The following is an 18,609-nucleotide window of genomic DNA, read 5'->3' as shown; positions in this document are numbered from 1 at the left end:
AACGGAATGCGACCGGCTTATTGCTCGGTCAGGCGCATTTCCGCCACCAGCGGCAGGTGGTCGCTCACCGCCGGCCAATGCACGCCGTTCCAGTCGCCGCTGGCGTTCGGTACCGTCAGGCTGTCCAGATGCCAGCGCTGCGCGTTGCCGGTGAAGAGGTAATCCACCTTGATCTCGGCGTTTTCCGCCGGCCAGCTGCGGCCATCCTGCCCGTTAGGCATGATGTCGTTCCAATAGCGGCTCAATTCCAGCCAGGTCACGCTGCCCGGCACATCGTTCATGTCGCCGAACAGCAGCTTGATACCGCGCACTTCTATGGTGCGATCGTTCAGCTCCCGCACCTGATCCAGGCGCATTGTCGGGTCTTCCTTGGTATCGAGGTGGGTGTTGAACAGGGTGATCGGCGCCGGGAACTCCGGCACGTCGACCTTGGCGCTGAAGGCAATGCGCTGTTCGCGCTGGCCGGACGGCAGCGGATAGATCACGGCGTCGTGCAGCGGATACCTGGAGAGAAACGCCAGGCCATATTCACCGCCGTCGAAGTCGATCGCCCGGCCGAACACCGCCTGCATGCCGGTCAGCTTCGCCAGCTCCGCCGCCTGATCGACGCGGCCGCTGCGGGCGGTGAGCTTATCCACCTCTTGCAGCGCCACCACGTCGACGTTCATCGCGCGAATCGCCTTGGCGATGGCGGTCATGTCGCTGACCTTGCCGGCGGCGATATTGAAGCTGGCGACGCGGATCTTCGGCGCCTGTTCCAGTTCGTAGGTTTTGTTTTTCAGGCCGCCCAGCGCGCTGGCCACTTCGCGGCTGTTGGCGTTGCTGTTGGCATGTCCGGTGTCGGCAGAGGACCAGGCGCTGGGAGAGAGGCCAAGGGACAGTATGGTGATAAGCAGAGCGTGACCGGTGTGCATGAATTCTCCTTGAGGAACAGATAAGTGTTATGCGGGCGCTTCCCGGCCCACAGCTAACACCGATTTTGCCGCAGAAACCTGCGACGATTTCCTAGTTTCACCGCTATTTTTTGTTTCTGCGCGATGCTTCGCATTCTGGCGGTTTACGCATTGCACCGTTGGACAAACGGCTGATTTCGTTTTAAAACCGGTAGATTGCCAACCGCGAGGAGTTCCGATGACCAGCCCGATTGCCGAACAGCTCACCGAACGTTTCTTCCGCTATCTGGCGGTGACCAGCCAGAGCGACGCCGCCGCAACCACCCTGCCCAGCACGCCGGGGCAGCATGAGATGGCACAGCTGCTGGCGGAAGAGCTGCGCCGGCTCGGCCTGGCCGACGTGCAGATAGACGACCACGCCACCGTCACCGCCCGCAAGCCCGGCACCCAACCCGGCGCGCCGCGCATCGGCTTCATCACCCATATCGACACCGTGGACGTCGGCCTGTCGCCCGAAATTCGCCCGCAGCGCCTGCGCTTCACCGGCGAAGATTTATGCCTGAACGCCGAGCAAGATATCTGGCTGCGCACCGCCGAGCACCCGGAGATCCTGCCCTACCGGAACGAAGAGATCCTGTTCAGCGACGGCACCAGCGTGCTGGGCGCCGACAACAAGGCGGCGGTCACCGTGGTGATGACGCTGCTGGCCAACCTGACCGCCGCCGATCGCCACGGCGATATCGTGGTGGCATTCGTGCCGGATGAAGAGATCGGCCTGCGCGGCGCCAAGGCGCTGGATCTGCAGCGTTTCGCCGTCGATTTCGCCTACACCATCGACTGCTGCGAACTGGGTGAAGTGGTTTACGAGAATTTCAACGCGGCGGCGGCGGAGATCCGCATCGAAGGGGTAACCGCCCACCCGATGTCGGCGAAAAACGTGTTAATCAACCCGATACGCATCGCCAACGACATCATCAACCGATTCGACGTGCAGGATACCCCGGAACACACCGACGGGCGCGAGGGCTATTTCTGGTTCACGGATCTGGCCGCCAATGCCAATCAGGCGACGCTGAAGGTGTCGATTCGCGACTTCGATCGCGCCACCTTCGAGGCGCGCAAAACCCGCCTTGAGGAGACGGTGCATCAGGTGGCGGCCAATTATCCGCGCGCCAACGTCAGCTGCAGCATCAGCGACATCTACAGCAACATCAGCAACGCCATCGGCGAAGATCGGCGCGCCATCGATCTGATCTTTGGCGCCCTTGCCGCCCACGGCATCCCGCCGAAGGTGATCCCGATGCGCGGCGGCACCGACGGCGCGGCGCTCTCGAGCCGCGGCATCCTGACGCCCAATTACTTCACCGGCGCGCATAACTTCCACTCGCGCTTCGAGTTTTTACCCGTCAGCGCCTTTGTGAAATCCTACCAGGTAACCCGCAGCATTTGCCTGTTGGCCGCCCGGCAGAGCGGTAATCCGGGCTAGCTCAACAGCCAGCCTACCAGCGCGGCCCACGCCAGCAACGGCAGCGAGTAATAGTGGAAGCGCAACCAGATCTTGCGCTCCCCCGCCATGCGCAGCGCAATCAGGTTGGCGAGCGAGCCGACCGCCAACCCGAAGCCGCCGGCATTGACCGCATAGGCCAACTGCGCGCTGGAGGGCACATAGTTGAGCAGCAAAATGGTGGCCGGCACGTTGCTGACGATCTGCGACAGCCCGACGCCCAGCGCATACACCCCGCCGTCGCTCAGCCCGGCGATAGCAGCAAACGCCGGCTGAAGCGGCGGCAGGCGGGTAAACAGGCCAACATCGATAAACATGGCGGCGAACACGAAAATCAGGCTCCAGTCGATCTGCAACAGCACCCGGCGCGCCAGCAACAAAAAGCCGGCGAACACCGCCAGCAGCCCATACAGCGGCAGACCGATATCCAGGCACAGCAGGAAGATCGCATACAGCCCCACGCAGCTCAGCAACAGCGGCCGTTGATAGGGGTAGCCCTCGGTATTCGGCGTTTTCACGATGTCGCGCGCCGGGAAGCTGAACCAGGTCAACGCCAACAGGCTCAGCATCATCGCGGCGCCAAACGGCGCCATCTGGCCGATGAAGCCGAGGAAAGAAAGGCCGGAGCGGCTCCACAGCAGGATATTTTGCGGGTTGCCGATCGGCGTCAGCAGCGAACCGGCGTTCACCGCCAGCGCCTGAAAGATGATCAAACGGCCCACCGGCAGCGCCGATAGCTTTTTCAGCGTGATGGTGAGCGGAATGACGATAAACAGCGCCACGTCGTTGGTCAGAAACGACGACAGCAGCGCGGCGGAAAACACCAGGAACAGCGCCAGCCGCCGTTCGCTATGCAGCCGGTTGATAATCTTGCGGCCAACGACGTCGAAGTAGCCGCTGACCTCGACGCCTTTGGTCAGCAGCATCAGCCCCAACAGGGTAATGAGGGTGCGGCCGTCGATAAACCCGCCCAGCGCCGCCAGCGGCTGCGGATGAAAGGCGAACATCGCCACGCCGGCCAGCAACAGCGCATGCAGGAAACGGTCTTTGACAAAGGGATGGATAAGCCGGGAAATGGCGGTTGCACTCATGGTGGCAGCTTGAAACCTCAGCGAAAAGCATGAGCGAGACGTTAGCTCAGGCGCAGCCGCAACGCCAGCAAAATGCTATTTTACCTTTATCCGCTTTCCATTTGCCGCGCTTTACTTTATTTGTAGCGGCTTTCTCGTTTTCAAAGGACATGTTATGGCTTCCCTGTTCGCCAAAGGGGCGTTGCTCAGCGCCTTATGCGCCCTGCTCGCCGCCTGCGACGATGCCTCCTCCCGCCCGCAAATCGCTATCGACGGCAAGACCATGGGCACCTTCTACAGCGTTAAAGTCAGCGGTGACGTCGCGATCGGCAAGCAAGAACTGCAGCGGCAGATCGACGCGGTGCTCGAACGGGCCAACGACGATATCTCCACCTACCGCGCCGACTCGGTGCTGTCGCAATTTAACCGTAGCGCCAGCCTCGAACCGCAGCCGATCCCGCGCGGCATGGCGGACATCGTGCTGATGGCCCAGCGCATCGGCCGCGATACTGGCGGCGCCATGGACATTACCGTTGGCCCACTGGTGAACCTGTGGGGATTCGGCCCCGACAAGCATCCGGTCAAGGTGCCGGAACAGGCGCAGATCGACGCGGCGAATCAGCGCATCGGCCTGCAGCACCTGAAGCTTATCAGCGACAATCGCGGGGAGTGGCTGCAAAAAGATCTGCCGGACATGTACGTCGATCTCTCGACGCTGGGCGAAGGCTACGGTGCCGATGAACTGGTGCGCCTGATGAACCGCAACGGCATTACCAACTACCTGGTATCGGTCGGCGGCGCGGTCTCTTCACGCGGCGTCAACGGCCAGGGCAAACCCTGGCGGGTGGCAATCCAAAAGCCAACCGACCGTGAAAACGCGGTGCAGGCGCTGGTGGATTTGCACGGTTACGGCATCAGCACCGCCGGCAGCTACCGCAACTACTTTGAACAAAACGGCCAGCGCTACTCTCATGTCATCGATCCGACCACCGGCAGGCCGATCAACCACCGGCTGGTTTCCGCCACGGTGATCGCCCCCACCGCGCTCGAGGCCGACGGCTGGGATACCGGCCTGATGGTGCTGGGCACGGAGAAAGCGTTGAAACTTGCCGAAGAGAAAGGGCTGGCGGTCTACCTGATCAGCAAAACCGACGACGGCTTTAGCGCCGTGATGACGCCGCAGTTCAAGGCGTTTTTGGTGCAGTGAAATAAAAAAGCCCGGCACGCAATGGCCGGACTGGTTGCATGCGCCCGCAGGCGCCGCGCCGATCACTTGGTCAGCGCGATGATGCCGAGGGTCAGACCGGCCACTGCCGCCGCGCCGCCGGCGATCGCGCCCGCGGTTTCCCAGTTATCCTGAGTGGTGCCCTTCATGCAGGTGTTGGTGTGCACCAGACGCCCCTGGTCATCGTAGACCGGAACGCAGGGAGAATCAGTGGCGCATCCGGCCAACACGGCCGACAGTAACCCAACCGCAATTAACTTTTTCATACTTCTTGCCTCAATGTTCGATCACTTTAGAAAGCCACGCCGAGCGATAATCACGCTACCTGGCTATTGTATGCCCAACGCGTGTAATGGCGAGGTAATGATGTGTCAGGGGATGTGATTTGGGAAAACTCCGAGCGCTCGCCCGGCGGGCTTTGAACGGTAAAAAGCCCGCGAAAACGCGGGCTTGATGGCGAGATGAAGCTCAGGCGGAATTATTTCGCCAGTTTGCGCATCACCAGGGTGGCGTTGGTGCCGCCGAAGCCGAAGCTGTTGGACATCACCGTGGTCAGCTCGCGCTGAGTCGGCTGAGTCACGATGTTCATGCCGGCCGCCTGCTCATCCAGGGTTTCGATGTTGATGCTCGGCGCGATAAAGCCGTGCTCCAGCATCAGCAGGCTGTAGATCGCTTCCTGCACGCCTGCGGCGCCCAGCGAGTGACCGGTCATCGCCTTGGTGGAGGAGATAGCCGGGGTATTGTCGCCGAACACTTCGCGAATCGCGCCCAGCTCTTTCACGTCGCCTACCGGCGTGGAGGTGCCGTGCACGTTGATGTAGTCGATAGGCGCATCCAGATCCTGCATCGCCATCTTCATGCAGCGTACTGCGCCTTCGCCCGATGGCGCAACCATGTCGGCGCCGTCGGACGTTGCGCCGTAGCCAACGATTTCTGCGTAGATGTGCGCACCGCGCGCCAGCGCGTGCTCCAGTTCTTCAACCACGACCATACCGCCGCCGCCGGCGATGACGAAACCGTCACGATCGGCGTCGTAGGTGCGGGAGGCTTTTTCCGGCGTGTCGTTGTACTTGGTGGACAGCGCGCCCATCGCGTCGAACTCGCAGGCCATTTCCCAGCACAGCTCTTCGCCGCCGCCAGCGAACACGATGTCCTGTTTGCCCAGCTGAATTTGCTCAACCGCGTTACCGATGCAGTGTGCAGAGGTCGCGCAAGCGGAGCTGATGGAGTAGTTTACGCCGTGGATTTTGAACGGCGTCGCCAGGCAGGCGGAAACGCCGGAGGCCATGGCTTTGGTGACCACGTACGGGCCAACCGCTTTCAGGCCGCGCGGGCTGCGCATCGCATCGGCGCCGAACACCTGGAAGCGCGGAGAACCGCCGCCGGAACCGGCGATCAGGCCCACGCGCGGGTTGTTTTGATACTCTTCTTCCTTCAGGCCGGAAGAAGCGATCGCTTCTTGCATCGCCAGGAAGGCATAGATGGAAGCATCGCTCATGAAACGTACCGCCTTGCGGTCGATCAGGCCGGTCGTGTCGAGCTTAACTTGCCCCCATACGTGACTACGCATGCCGGAATCTTTCAGTTCCTGGGAGAAAGTGATCCCAGAACGTCCTTCCTGCAGGCTCGCCAGGACCTCCTGCTGGTTATTACCAATGCTGGAGACAACTCCCAGGCCAGTAATCACTGCACGTTTCATTCAATACCTCTTCCACTATTTACCTACGGGATTTTGCATCGCACTTTAGCGTACAGATGTAAGCCGAACAAGTCCGATCAGCGTTTTTCAGCTTTATTGTTGTCCAGTTTGCGCCTGGGCGCCAGCGCCGTTAGAATTCGCGGCATCCCTTGAATTTCGAGCTATTGACCGTGAACCACGCCCCCATCCAAACCGCAACGCTAACCTGGAACGAACAGGGTACACCTGTTTCGAAACAGTTTGATGACGTCTATTTTTCCAATCAGGATGGGCTGGAAGAAACCCGCTATGTCTTCCTGCACGGCAACCGGCTGCCGCAGCGTTTCGCCACTCACCCGCGCCCGCTGTTGGTGGTGGCGGAAACCGGATTCGGCACCGGGCTCAATTTCCTGACCCTGTGGCAGGCCTTCGCGGGCTTCCGCCAGGCCGAGCCGGACGCCGCGCTGCAACGCCTGCACTTTATCAGCTTTGAAAAATTCCCCCTGCAGCAGGCCGATCTGGCGGCGGCGCATGCGCGCTGGCCGGAGCTGACTCCCTATGCCGACGAGCTGCGCGCCCAATGGCCGCTGCCGCTGCCGGGCTGCCATCGCCTGCTGTTGGCCGAAGGCCGCATTACGCTCGATCTGTGGTTCGGTGACGTCAACGAATTGCTGCCTCAGTTCGACGCCAGCATGAATAACCAGGTCGACGCCTGGTTCCTCGACGGCTTCGCACCGGCCAAAAATCCCGACATGTGGACCGAGCAACTGTTCGCCGCCATGGCGCGTTTCGCCCGGCCGGAAGGCAGCTTCGCCACCTTTACCGCCGCCGGCTTCGTGCGCCGCGGCTTGCAGCAGGCCGGTTTTCAGGTCAACCGTTGCAAAGGCTTCGGCCAAAAACGTGAGATGCTCGCCGGCGGTCTGCCGGCCGATACGCAGCCTACACCCCACCCGGCCCCCTGGTATCGGCGTCCGGCGGCGGACAACACCGCCGACATCGCCCTGATCGGCGGCGGCGTCGCCAGCGCGCTCACCGCATTGGCCTTATTGCGGCGCGGCGCCAGCGTCACGCTGTACTGCGCCGACGAGCAGGCGGCCGAGGGCGCTTCCGGCAACCGTCAGGGGGCGATTTATCCTCTGTTGAACGGCAGCGGCGACGCGCTGGAGAGTTTCTTCAGCGCCGCGTTTCCCTTCGCCCGTCGTCAATACGACACCCTCTTGCAACAAGGCGTCACCTTTGATCACCAGTGGTGCGGCGTCAGCCAGCTGGCCTACGACGAAAAGAGTGGGGCCAAGATCGCCAATATGCTGAAAACCGACTGGCCGCCGGCGCTGGCGATGGCGGCCGACCGCGAGACGCTCAGTGAACTGTGCGGCGTCGATACCGGCTTTGGCGGCATCACCTACCCGCAGGGCGGCTGGCTCTGCCCGGCCGAGCTGACGCGCGGCGCTATCGCGCTGGCGCAGCGGCAGGGTCTGGTCTGCCGCTACCGGCACGATGCGCAGGCGCTGGCGCGTGAAGAAAACGGCTGGCGCATCGACTTCGCCCACGGCGAAAGCCACCGCCATGCGACGGTGATCCTAGCCAACGGGCACCGGTTGGCCGAGTTGGCGCCGACGCAAGCCCTGCCGCTGTACTCGGTGCGCGGGCAGGTGTCGCACATCCCAAGCTCGCCGGCCCTCGGTCAGTTGAAACAGGTCTTGTGCTACGACGGCTACCTGACGCCGGTCAACGCCAACAACGGCCAACACTGCATCGGCGCCAGCTACCAGCGTGGCGACACCGCCACCGACTACCGCGAGCAGGAGCAACAGGAAAACCGCGAGCGCCTGCTGCGCTGCCTGCCGGAACAGGCCTGGCCGCAGCAGGTGGACGTCAGCGCTCATCAGGCGCGCTGCGGCGTGCGCAGCGCCACCCGCGATCATCTGCCGATGGTCGGCGCGCTGCCGGACTATCAGGCCACGGTGACGCAGTATCAGGATTTGCAGCGGCAGAATCAGCGCGGCGAAACCGTCGCCGATGCGCCGGTCTATCCCGGCCTATTTGCTATCGGCGGGTTGGGATCGCGCGGGCTGTGCTCGGCGCCGCTCGCAGCGGAAATTCTGGCGGCGCAGCTGTTCGGCGAACCGTTACCGGGCGATGCGCGTCTGCTGGCGGCGTTGAATCCGAATCGGATGTGGGTACGAAAGCTGCTGAAAGGGCGTGCGGTTTAATTCATAAATGAGGGGCGCGGTGATGCGCCCCGGCATGGCGGTCAGGCGGCAGGCGTGGCGGCCTGATAGAGGTTTTCCCACATGCCGCGCACCAGGATCTGATCCGGCGGCGAGAGTTCCCCGGCGGCGATCGCCTTGTGCAGGCTCTCTTCCACCCGCGCCTTCAGCGCTTCGGCAGTGTGCTCACCCTGCTCTTCCGCTTCGGCCACCGCCAGCGTCAGATGACCGCGCAGGTAGCCACCGGCAAACAGTTCATCATCGCTGGCGTGCTCTACCATGTCATCAATCAGCGCCAAAATGCGCGCTTCGAATTCTGCGATCATCAAATTTCCTCATTAAATAGCGGGCTGTGGCGTCAGTTGAGATCTTCCGGGTACGGAAAATGCTCGGCCGCCAACGGTGGCGTATTGTAGAACGATTGCAACGCCTGAATAAAGCGCGCAGGCCGTGTGGGTATTCCCTGCTCCAGCAGCGCCAATACCCGGGCGCGCACCTTGCGTTGGAACGCGATGCGATCCGGCTCGCAGTCGCCGTTCAGGTTGTCGCAGCTGACGTTGAACGGGAAACCGGCCGCCACGCAGAACATCCATTCCAGCGCCTGCGGTTTGATCTCTACCGCTTCGAATTCACTCTGGGTTTGCGCGTCGCGCCCGTCCGGGCAATACCAGTAACCGAAGTCCACCAGCTGGCGGCGCGCTTCGCCGGCGATGCACCAGTGCGAGATTTCGTGCAGGCCGCTGGCGTAGAAGCCATGGGCGAACACGATGCGGTGATACGGCAGTTCGTCGTCGGCCGGCAGGTAGATAGGCTCGTCGTCGCCCTTCACCAGGCGGGTGTTGTAATCATCGCTGAAGCACTGATTGAAGATCTCGATCAGCTGTTCATAGTGATAGCGGGTCTGCATGTCTGACATAAAAACTCTATAACCACAAAAATAAAGAGGCCATTATACCCGATAAGACAGGGCGCGTAAGCAACGCCCCCTCTTCATCTTTAACCGTGTACCAGGGCGGTCAACCACTGCTGAATTTCCGCGCCGTGATTGTCGTACAGCAGCTTGAGGCTCATCACCAGCGAGACGATCACGATCATCGGCCGAATCAGCTTCTGCCCGCGGGTCAGCACCATGTGCGCCCCCAGACGCGCCCCCAGCACCTGCCCCACCAGCATCACCAAACCGATGCTCCACACCACCTTGCCGCCGATGATGAACAGCGCCAACCCGCCGACGTTGGAGGTGAAGTTCAGCACCTTGGCATGCGCCGTGGACTTGGCGAGGTTAAAACCGCACAGCGTCACATAGGCCAACGCGTAGAAAGACCCGGCGCCGGGGCCGAAGAAACCGTCGTAAAACCCGACGCAGCCACCGGCCACCAGCCCAAACGGCAAGGCCCCGAGGCGGCGTTGACGATCTTCCTCACCCAGCCGCGGCATCAGCAGGAAATAGAGGCCGATGCCGATCACCAGCAACGGCAACATCTGCCGCAGCAAATCGGCGCGCATATGCTGCACCAGAATGGCGCCGGCGATCGAACCGATCAGCGTCAGAAATATCGTCAGCTTTTGGTCATTGAGGTTCACCGCGCGCCGACGAATAAAGTACAGGCTGGCGGAGAAGGAGCCGCCGACCGACTGCAGCTTGTTGGTGGCCAGCGCCTGCGCCGGGGGAACCCCCACCGCCAGCAGGGCCGGTACCGTCAGCAACCCACCGCCGCCGGCGATGGAGTCGATAAACCCCGCCAGCAGCGCTACCGCAAACAACACCCCGAGCATCTCGGGGCCAATGACAAACCAGTCCATGTGTTATTCCGCTGAGAAATGGTGATCCAGCAATGCCTGACAGGTCGGCGGTAACGGCGGCGGCACGGATTTGCCCGGCTTGGCGTTAGGCTGATGCGGCACGAACCAGCTCGCCAGTTCGGCCCCGCAGCCGTCACCCGGCGGCGGCGTATCCTGCTCCTGGCACTCCAGGCTGCCGGCCGGGCAACGCAGGCGCACGTGCATGTGCGCACGATGGCCGAACCACGGGCGCACCTTGTGCAGCCAGGCGCGATCGGCGCCGGCATCCAGGCACAGGCGCTGCTTGATCGCCGGGTTGACGAAGATGCGCGTCACCTCCGCGTCCTGCGCCGCCAGCTTGATCAGCGACTCAATTTGCGGCTGCCATTGGCTGGCCACCACCTGTTTGCCGTCCCCTGATACCAGGTCGATCGGCTGTGGTTTCAGCAATTGCTGCGCACTCCAGCGTTGGCGCGGCAGCTGCAGCCAGATGTCGACGTCGAGCCCCGACTGGTGGCTGGCGTGGCCGCTGCTGAAGCGGCCGCCGGCCGGCATCGCCATGTCGCCGATCAGCACCGTGCCCAGCGCTTTCTGGTTCGCCTGGCTGCTGAGGCGCTGAATAAACGCCAGCAGATCCGGGTGGCCGAAATAGCGGCGCTGGTCGGTACGCATCACCTGGTAGTTCGGTGAGTTCAGCGGCAACGGCTGCGCGCCGATGATGCAGCCGTTGGCGAAACCGCCCACCGCCTGCGGCGCGCCGGCCACCGGGTGATCGATTTTCTGCCACGGCGTCAGCGCCATGGCGGAGGCGGAGGCCGTCAGGGCCACCAGGCCCAACATCCAGTTTTTCATGGCGATTACCAGCGAGGCACGTCGGAAACCACATCACCGTTTTGCGCACGCTGACGCAGCAGGTGATCCATCAGCACGATCGCCATCATCGCTTCGGCGATCGGCACGGCGCGGATGCCCACGCACGGATCGTGGCGACCGCGGGTGACCATTTCCACCGCTTCGCCCTGGCGATTGATGGTGCGGCCCGGCACCATGATGCTGGAGGTCGGCTTCAGCGCCAGATGCGCCACCACCGGTTGGCCGCTGCTGATGCCGCCGAGAATGCCGCCGGCATGGTTGCTCTGGAAGCCTTCCGGGGTGATTTCATCGCGGTTTTCGCTGCCGCGTTTGGTCACCACGGCAAACCCGTCGCCGATCTCAACGCCTTTCACCGCGTTGATGCTCATCAGCGCATGCGCCAGATCGGCGTCGAGACGGTCAAATACCGGCTCGCCCAGGCCAACCGGCACGTTTTCTGCGATCACGCTGACCTTGGCGCCGATGGAGTCGCCCTCTTTTTTCAGCGCGCGCATCAGTTCGTCCAGCGCTTCCAGCTTGTCCGGATCCGGGCAGAAGAACGGGTTCTGCTCGACCTGATCCCAGTCTTTCAGCTCGCAGGTCACGTCGCCGATCTGCGCCAGATAGCCGCGTACCTGCACGCCGAACTTCTGCTGCAGGTATTTCTTGGCGATAGCGCCCGCCGCGACGCGCATGGCGGTTTCACGCGCCGAAGAACGGCCGCCGCCGCGATAGTCGCGCAGGCCGTATTTCTGTTCGTAGGTGTAGTCGGCATGCCCGGGACGGAACACGTCTTTGATGGCGCTGTAGTCTTGTGAGCGCTGATCGGTGTTCTCAATGATCAAACCGATGCTGGTGCCGGTGGTCACGCCTTCGAATACGCCGGAGAGAATGCGCACCTGATCCGGTTCGCGGCGCTGGGTGGTGTAACGCGAGGTGCCCGGACGACGGCGGTCCAGATCGTGTTGCAAATCGGCTTCGGTGAGCGGAATGCCGGGCGGCACGCCGTCGACGATACAACCCAGCGCCACCCCGTGAGATTCACCGAAGGTGGTGACGCGGAAAATCTGCCCAATACTGTTTCCTGCCATCACGGCTCCTTACCGTTAGTCTTTTATCGTTATGAGGCCCGCCGTGCGGGCCCTGGAAATGCGGTTTAGCTGCGGTAGAGGCTGAAGTGTTCCTTGCAATCCACCAGCTGCTGTTTGGTCAGCATGAACACGCCGTCGCCGCCGTTTTCGAACTCCAGCCAGGTGAACGGAATGTCCGGATATTGATCCATCAGGTGTACCATGCTGTTACCCACTTCACAAATCAGCACGCCGTCGTCGGTCAGGTAGTCCGGCGCGCAGGCCAGGATGCGGCGCACCAGCTTCAGGCCGTCGCTGCCCGCCGCCAGGCCCAGCTCCGGCTCAAAGCGGAACTCCTGCGGCAGATCGGACATGTCTTCCGCATCGACGTACGGCGGGTTGGTGACGATCAGATCGTATTGGATCGCGGGAACGTCGCGGAACAGATCGGAACGGATCGGGATCACCTGATGTTCGACGCCGTGCGCCTGAATGTTGCGCTCGGTCACCGCCAGCACCTCGCTGGAGATGTCCACCGCGTCCACTTCCGCCTCCGGGAAAGCGTAGCCGCAGGCGATGGCGATACAGCCGCTGCCGGTGCACATGTCGAGGATATGGCGTGGCGGGTGTGGGATCAGCGCGCTGAAGCGATCGTTGATCAGCTCGCCGATCGGCGAACGCGGCACCAGCACGCGCTCGTCGACGTAGAATTCCATGCCGCAGAACCAGGCCTTGTTGGTCAGGTAGGCGACCGGGATGCGCTCGTTGACGCGGCGGATCACGCGCTCAACGATGCGATGGCGCTCGCTGGAGGTCAGACGGGCGGTGTGCATGTCCTCCGGAATATCCAACGGCAGGAACAGGCTTGGCAGCACCAATTGCACCGCTTCGTCCCACGGATTATCGGTTCCGTGACCATAGTAGATATTGGCGGCGTTGAAACGGCTTACCGTCCAGCGCAGCATATCTTGAATGGTGTGCAGTTCGTTCACTGCTTCGTCGACGAAAATTTTGTCCAATTTGCCCTCCGGCAGGCGCTGTGTTTCATGATTTAGCCGCATAGTTTGCCATGAAGCCCGCGACAAATCACGCTTGCCCCTCGCGCTTTTCATTCTGGCCCGAGTTTTGCGTCGACAGCGCTCGTTCACAAGGTAAACTAGCGAAATAAACGATTTCCGGTGAATGAAGCATGAAGAACAAGCCCCCTCTGAGCAAAGACGAACAACAGCTCTTCAGAGAGTCGGTGGCGGGCGCGAAAAAGCTGCGCCAGGACACCATCGTCCACCGCCCGCCGAAACCCAAGGTCAAACAGATTGCCCCGCAGCGGCTGCTGCAGGAGCAGGTCGATGCCAGCTATTATTTTTCAGATGAATACCAGCCGCAGCTGGAAGAAGAGGGCCCCACGCGCTACGTGCGCCCCGGCAGCAGCCCGTATGAGCTGAAGAAGCTGCGACGCGGCGATTATTCGCCGGAGCTGTTTCTCGATTTGCACGGCCTGACCCAGCTGCAGGCCAAGCAGGAGTTGGGGGCGCTGATCGCCGCCTGCAAACGCGAACACGTGCACTGCGCCTGCGTGATGCACGGGCATGGCAAGCACATTCTCAAACAGCAAACGCCGCTGTGGCTGGCGCAGCATCCCGACGTGCTGGCGTTCCACCAGGCGCCGAAGGAATGGGGCGGCAACGCCGCCATCCTACTGCTGGTGGAGCTGGCCGAGTAACCCTGCAGAAACGACTCAGGGCGATGTCAGACATCGCCCTGAGTTTATTCCGCACCGCATCCGCGGCTCACACTTTGGCCATCACCTGCGACGGGCTGACCTGCCATTCAAACTTGCCGTAGCTGCCGTCCGCCGGCAGATCGACGTTGGCAATCGCCGAGGTCGCGAACATCGGCGGGCACTCACCCGGGCACAGTTCGGCCACCAGATAGCCCACCAGCGGCAGGTGCGACACGATCAGCACCGAGCTCACCCCCTGCATCGCCAGCGCCTGCAGATAGCTGCCGACCTGTTCGGCGTTGCCGCCCGGCGTCAACTCGGGCAGCACTTCTTCGCCCTCCGGCAGCGTCAAGGCTTCACGCACCGTCGCCAGCGTCTGTTCGGCCCGCAGATAGGGGCTGACCAGCACGCGTTCAATATCCACAGACTTGGTGTTCAACCAGGCCGCCATCTGACGGGACTCATCGCGGCCGCATAGGGTAAGGGGCCTTACCGCATCGCTGGCTGCCTCGAGCGCCGCCTCTCCGTGACGCATAATCAAAACTTGCATATTGCACCGCTGTTGTTGACAAAGTAACGCTATACAGAAACGCCGTGCGTGCTGTACCGCCGAGTTTTACAACCCAAAGCCAAAGCTTTAAAACGATAACGCGCCGTCTCTTTATGGCGGCCGGGCATTTTGCCTGAAAGTTTGCGTAAAGAAAACGCTGTTTTTTACAGCAATCCTCCCCAGGCAAACCTCGATTGCTCACAGAACAATCAATTCAACGGGTTAAATTTTAACCTTGCCGCCATGAAATTTATTGATGGCGGTCAAGCTAACTTACCGCTGCCTCCGCCTCGCTGTACAGCCTCACCGGCTGACGCTGTTGCAAGGAGTGATGGCGATCACAACGCGGCCCTGTTGCAACTATAGTGCAAATCGGGCCGCCCTGCGTTCAGCTCCCCAGCGGGTAAAAGCGCTCGCCCTGCTGCGCCATGCGCTGCAGGCGTTCGCACGGGGCGAAGTGCTCGCCGTGCTGCTGACGCAGGTAGTCCAGCGTCTTCACCACTTTCTCGGCACCGAGTTCGTCCATATAGCGGAACGGGCCGCCGAGGAACGGCGGGAAGCCGATGCCAAACACTGCGCCGATGTCGCCGTCGCGCGCGCTGCGGATCACGCCTTCGTCCAGGCAGCGCGCCGCTTCGTTCAGCATCATCATCACGCAGCGTTGAGCGACGGTCGCCGGCAGCATGTGCGCCTTCGGCGTGACGCCGAGCAGCGTATACAATGAGGTATCCGCACGTTTGCGCCGCTGCCGCTGCTGCCCTTCGCTCGGGTAGAGATAGAAGCCGCGGCCGTTCTTGCGCCCTTTGCGCCCGTCTTTCAGCACCGCATCGAACGCAGCCGGCGCGGCGAAGCGTGGCCCCAGCGCCTCGACCAGTACCGGGATGATCTTGGTACCGACGTCGATGCCCACTTCATCCAGCAGGGTGATGGGGCCGACCGGGAAACCGAAGTCCACCAGCGCCTTGTCCAGCGACTCCATCGGCTCGCCTTCCAGCAGGCAGCGCGCCGCTTCGTTGATGTACGGCGCCAGGATGCGGTTGACGTAAAAACCGGCGCTGTCGCCCACCACAATGGCGGTCTTGCCCTGCTTGTGCGCCAGCGCCACGGTGGTGGCGATGGTCTCTTCGCTGGTGCCGGCGTGCGGGATCACTTCCACCAGCGGCATCTTGTCCACCGGGCTGAAGTAGTGCAGGCCGATCACCTGCTGCGGCCGCCGGGCTTTTTCGGCGATGCGGCCGATAGGCAGCGAGGAGGTATTGGAGGCGAACACGGTATGCGGCGCGCAGTTTGCTTCGACCTCGGCCACCATCTGCTGCTTCAGCGCCAAATCTTCAAACACCGCCTCGACCACGACATCCACCTGTTCAAAGCCGGTGTAATCGGTAGAGCCGGAGATCAGCATCATCTGTTTTTGCCGCTCGGCCGGGCGCATGCGCTTGCTGCGCACCCGCTTGCCGAGCACGTCCCAGCTGTATTTCAGCGCGTGATTGATGCCGGTTTCATTGATGTCTTTGATGCGAACCGGCAAACCGCCGCGGGTGGCGGTGACGCAGGCGATGCCGCCGCCCATCAGACCGCCGCCGAGAATGCCGACGCGGTGCAGGGCGCGCGGCTGAGCATTGCCGCCCCGCTCTTTTTTCAGCGCGGTGGAGGCGAAGAACAGGCTGCGCAGCGCCGCCGACTGCGGCGTCATCGCCAGTTCGCCGAAGGCGCGCGCTTCGGCCTCATAACCGCTGGCGCTGCCGTGATCCAGCCCGGTGCGCACCACCTGAATGATGCGCTCCGCCGCCGGGTAGTTGCCGTGGGTTTTCACCAACGTTTTCTTGCGCACGATGCTGAACAGCAGATTTCTGCCCAGCGGGCCGTTGAGCAGGCGATCCTGCCACGGCAGCTCGCGCTGATGTTTCCAGCCCTGTTTCACCCGCTCGATAGCGGTCTGCAACAGAATCGACTGCGGCACGGCGTCGTCCACCAACCCCATGCGCAGCGCCTGGCGGGCACGAATGTGCTTGCCGGTCAAGATCATGTCCAGCGCCTTGGCGGCACCGACCAGGCGCGGCAGGCGCTGTGTACCGCCGGAGCCCGGCAGCAGGCCCAGCTGCACTTCCGGCAGCCCGAGCGCGGTTTTTTCATCGAGCGAACAGACGCGGCCGTGGCAGGCCAGCGCCAGTTCCAGCCCACCGCCCAGGCAGGCGCCGTGAATGGCCGCCACCACCGGCACCGGGAACGCGGCGATCTGCGCCAGCGTGCTCTGCCCTTTCTTGGCCAGCGTTTCCGCCTCTTTGGCGCTGGTGCAGGCGGCAATCATGGTGATGTCGGCGCCGGCGATAAACGAGTCCGGCTTGCCGGAAACGATCACCAACCCTTCCAGCGCGGTATGCTGTTGCGCCCGGATCAGCACGTCGTTCACCTGTTCGACGAACTCGGCCTTGAGCGTGTTCACCTTGTCGCCCGGCACGTCGATGGCGATCACGCCGATGTTGTCGGGGCGAATCGTCAGCTGAAAGGCCGACGGTTTGGCGCGCTGTTCATGCAATGCGTTTTCAAAGCTCATCATTCCACCTCCACGATCATCGCGGCCCCTAACCCGCCAGCGGCGCAGGCGGTGGTCAGGCCCAGCCCGCCGCCGCGGCGTTTCAGCTCACGCAGCGTCTGGGTGATCATGCGCGCGCCGGTGGCGGCAAACGGGTGGCCATAGGCGATGGAACCGCCCAGGACGTTGAATTTTGCCATGTCCACCTCGCCGATCGCCTGGCTGCGGCCAAGCTTCTCGCGGGCGAACTCTTCGCTGGCGAACATCTTCAGGTTGGCCAGCGTTTGCGCGGCGAAGGCTTCATGCATGTCGATGAGCGTCAGATCGGCCAGACCGATGCCGGCGCGATCCAGCGCCAGCGGCGTAGCGTAGGAAGGCCCCAGCAGCATGTCTTCCCACACGTCGATGGCGGCGAAGGCAAAGCTGCGCAAATAGCCCAGCGGCTGCAGCCCCAGCTCTTTGGCGCGCGACTCGCTCATCATCAATACCGCCGCCGCGCCGTCGGTCAACGGCGTGCTGTTGGCCGCGGTGACGCTGCCGTGCTTGCGATCGAACGCCGGTTTCAGCTTGGCGTAGGACGCCAGGCTGGAGTCTTTGCGGATGTTGTTGTCTTCAGAAAGCTGTGCACGGTACGGTGGTACGTAGGCGGTCATCACCTCATCGCGCAGCCACCCCTCCTGCCAGGCCTTGGCCGCCAGCTCATGCGAACGATGCGCCAGCTCATCCTGCGCTTCACGGGTGATGCCGTGGCTTTTCGCCATCTGTTCGGCGGTATCGCCCATGCGCAAGCCGGTGGAATACTCCGCCACCGCCGGTGGCACCGGCATCAGATCGCGGAATTTCAGCCGGCTGAACAGTTTGAGACGCTGCGACAGCGTACGCGCCTTGTTGACGTCCACCAGCGTGCGTGCCAGCGCCTTGCTGACGCCGATCGGCAAGACGGAAGACGAGTCCGCCCCGCCGGCGATGCCGACGCTGATGCTGCCGGCCATGATGCTCTCCGCCACGTTGGCGATTGCCTGGAAGCTGGTGGCACAGGCGCGCGACACGCTGTAGGCGTCAGTATGGACGCTCATGCCGGTGCCGAGCACGATTTCACGCGCGATGTTCGGCGCCTCGGGCATTTGCACCACCTGGCCGAACACCAGCTGCTCGATAAGCTGCGGATCGATGCCGCTACGCGCCAACAGCTCGCTCACCGCCGTTTTCCCTAAATCCACCGCCGGAATGCCGTGATAGGCAGTCGCCTGTTTGGCAAAGGGGGTACGCAGTCCATTCACAATCGCAATGCGGTCACCATGACGGGCCACCAACGGCAGTGCCTTACTCATAAATGCTCCTGAAGAAAATAACGTCAGCGCAATGGGCAGAAAGAGGTCTGACCTGATGAGGTCATTGTTAACCAAACGGTTACATTTGGCAAACCGGCAGAGATCAAAACTGCGAGCAGGCGCACTTTCTATCGGGGGGCGATGTAGGGAAGGCAATCCCCGACGCGCGGCAGGCGGCGCCGGGGGTAAAG

Annotated in this window: 17 protein-coding genes; 4 read left to right on the top strand and 13 right to left on the bottom strand. The window is 62.5% G+C overall.

What is annotated here, in order from left to right:
- Positions 1-17: 17 nt before the first annotated feature.
- Complete coding sequence (locus ACUXAC_RS01645) at positions 18-914, bottom strand: endonuclease/exonuclease/phosphatase family protein (RefSeq protein WP_142110291.1); 897 nt, start codon at positions 912-914, stop codon at positions 18-20.
- A 217-nt stretch (positions 915-1,131) separates the two neighbouring features.
- Here ACUXAC_RS01645 and pepT point away from each other — a divergent pair, with 217 nt between their 5' ends.
- Positions 1,132-2,379, top strand: coding sequence for a peptidase T (gene pepT, locus ACUXAC_RS01640; RefSeq protein WP_060419994.1), 1,248 nt, complete (start codon positions 1,132-1,134; stop codon positions 2,377-2,379).
- On the opposite strand, the gene ACUXAC_RS01635 is transcribed toward pepT, so the two are convergent.
- Complete coding sequence (locus ACUXAC_RS01635) at positions 2,376-3,488, bottom strand: SLC13 family permease (protein WP_060419991.1); 1,113 nt, start codon at positions 3,486-3,488, stop codon at positions 2,376-2,378. The two genes, pepT and ACUXAC_RS01635, sit on opposite strands and share 4 nt — an antisense overlap.
- Before the next feature lie 154 nt (positions 3,489-3,642).
- Between ACUXAC_RS01635 and apbE the strand changes: the two genes are divergently transcribed.
- On the top strand, positions 3,643-4,674 hold the full coding sequence (apbE, locus tag ACUXAC_RS01630) for an FAD:protein FMN transferase ApbE (protein WP_421115233.1): 1,032 nt from the start codon (positions 3,643-3,645) through the stop codon (positions 4,672-4,674).
- 62 nt (positions 4,675-4,736) lie between these two features.
- Here the strand turns inward: apbE and ACUXAC_RS01625 are convergent, their stop codons facing one another.
- Together ACUXAC_RS01625 and fabB are read right to left on the bottom strand one after the other, a co-directional pair.
- On the bottom strand, positions 4,737-4,958 hold the full coding sequence (locus ACUXAC_RS01625; RefSeq protein ID WP_004936201.1) for a putative periplasmic lipoprotein: 222 nt from the start codon (positions 4,956-4,958) through the stop codon (positions 4,737-4,739).
- Between the two features lie 212 nt (positions 4,959-5,170).
- Positions 5,171-6,391: a beta-ketoacyl-ACP synthase I gene (fabB, locus tag ACUXAC_RS01620; RefSeq protein WP_016926857.1), complete on the bottom strand. Its 1,221-nt coding sequence runs from the start codon at positions 6,389-6,391 to the stop codon at positions 5,171-5,173.
- A gap of 170 nt (positions 6,392-6,561) precedes the next feature.
- Between fabB and mnmC the strand changes: the two genes are divergently transcribed.
- Complete coding sequence (mnmC, locus tag ACUXAC_RS01615; protein ID WP_201965867.1) at positions 6,562-8,583, top strand: bifunctional tRNA (5-methylaminomethyl-2-thiouridine)(34)-methyltransferase MnmD/FAD-dependent 5-carboxymethylaminomethyl-2-thiouridine(34) oxidoreductase MnmC; 2,022 nt, start codon at positions 6,562-6,564, stop codon at positions 8,581-8,583.
- A 41-nt stretch (positions 8,584-8,624) separates the two neighbouring features.
- Here the strand turns inward: mnmC and ACUXAC_RS01610 are convergent, their stop codons facing one another.
- From ACUXAC_RS01610 to prmB, 6 genes are all read right to left on the bottom strand, one after another.
- The gene (locus tag ACUXAC_RS01610; protein WP_016926855.1) at positions 8,625-8,906 is read right to left on the bottom strand and encodes a YfcL family protein; all 282 of its coding nucleotides are present in this window, start codon (positions 8,904-8,906) and stop codon (positions 8,625-8,627) included.
- A 32-nt stretch (positions 8,907-8,938) separates the two neighbouring features.
- On the bottom strand, positions 8,939-9,487 hold the full coding sequence (locus ACUXAC_RS01605; RefSeq protein ID WP_169318894.1) for an elongation factor P hydroxylase: 549 nt from the start codon (positions 9,485-9,487) through the stop codon (positions 8,939-8,941).
- Between the two features lie 89 nt (positions 9,488-9,576).
- Entirely contained in the window at positions 9,577-10,383 is an 807-nt protein-coding gene (locus ACUXAC_RS01600; RefSeq protein ID WP_025303718.1) for a sulfite exporter TauE/SafE family protein, read from the bottom strand.
- Between the two features lie 3 nt (positions 10,384-10,386).
- Entirely contained in the window at positions 10,387-11,214 is an 828-nt protein-coding gene (mepA, locus tag ACUXAC_RS01595) for a penicillin-insensitive murein endopeptidase (RefSeq protein ID WP_038876512.1), read from the bottom strand.
- A gap of 5 nt (positions 11,215-11,219) precedes the next feature.
- Entirely contained in the window at positions 11,220-12,305 is a 1,086-nt protein-coding gene (gene aroC, locus ACUXAC_RS01590) for a chorismate synthase (RefSeq protein WP_033635387.1), read from the bottom strand.
- Between the two features lie 65 nt (positions 12,306-12,370).
- Positions 12,371-13,303 (bottom strand): 50S ribosomal protein L3 N(5)-glutamine methyltransferase, encoded by a 933-nt coding sequence (prmB, locus tag ACUXAC_RS01585; protein ID WP_033648158.1) that lies wholly within the window; start codon positions 13,301-13,303, stop codon positions 12,371-12,373.
- 170 nt (positions 13,304-13,473) lie between these two features.
- Between prmB and smrB the strand changes: the two genes are divergently transcribed.
- Positions 13,474-14,004, top strand: a complete 531-nt coding sequence (smrB, locus tag ACUXAC_RS01580) for an endonuclease SmrB (RefSeq protein ID WP_004936226.1) — start codon at positions 13,474-13,476, stop codon at positions 14,002-14,004.
- 67 nt (positions 14,005-14,071) lie between these two features.
- Here smrB and sixA read toward each other — a convergent pair whose 3' ends face one another.
- From sixA to fadI, 3 genes are all read right to left on the bottom strand, one after another.
- Positions 14,072-14,554: a phosphohistidine phosphatase SixA gene (sixA, locus tag ACUXAC_RS01575; protein ID WP_004936230.1), complete on the bottom strand. Its 483-nt coding sequence runs from the start codon at positions 14,552-14,554 to the stop codon at positions 14,072-14,074.
- A 388-nt stretch (positions 14,555-14,942) separates the two neighbouring features.
- Positions 14,943-17,108, bottom strand: a complete 2,166-nt coding sequence (fadJ, locus tag ACUXAC_RS01570) for a fatty acid oxidation complex subunit alpha FadJ (RefSeq protein ID WP_454266702.1) — start codon at positions 17,106-17,108, stop codon at positions 14,943-14,945.
- Positions 17,108-18,418 carry an acetyl-CoA C-acyltransferase FadI gene (gene fadI, locus ACUXAC_RS01565; RefSeq protein ID WP_421115232.1) on the bottom strand — a complete coding sequence of 437 codons (1,311 nt, stop codon included), beginning with the start codon at positions 18,416-18,418 and terminating at the stop codon, positions 17,108-17,110. The genes fadJ and fadI overlap by 1 nt, the downstream gene beginning before the upstream one ends.
- Positions 18,419-18,609 lie beyond the last annotated feature (191 nt).

The organism is Serratia sp. 121840015-1 (assembly GCF_053627655.1).
The sequence above is the reverse complement of the archived record's forward strand: the minus strand, read 5'-3'. Positions and strand labels throughout refer to the sequence as shown.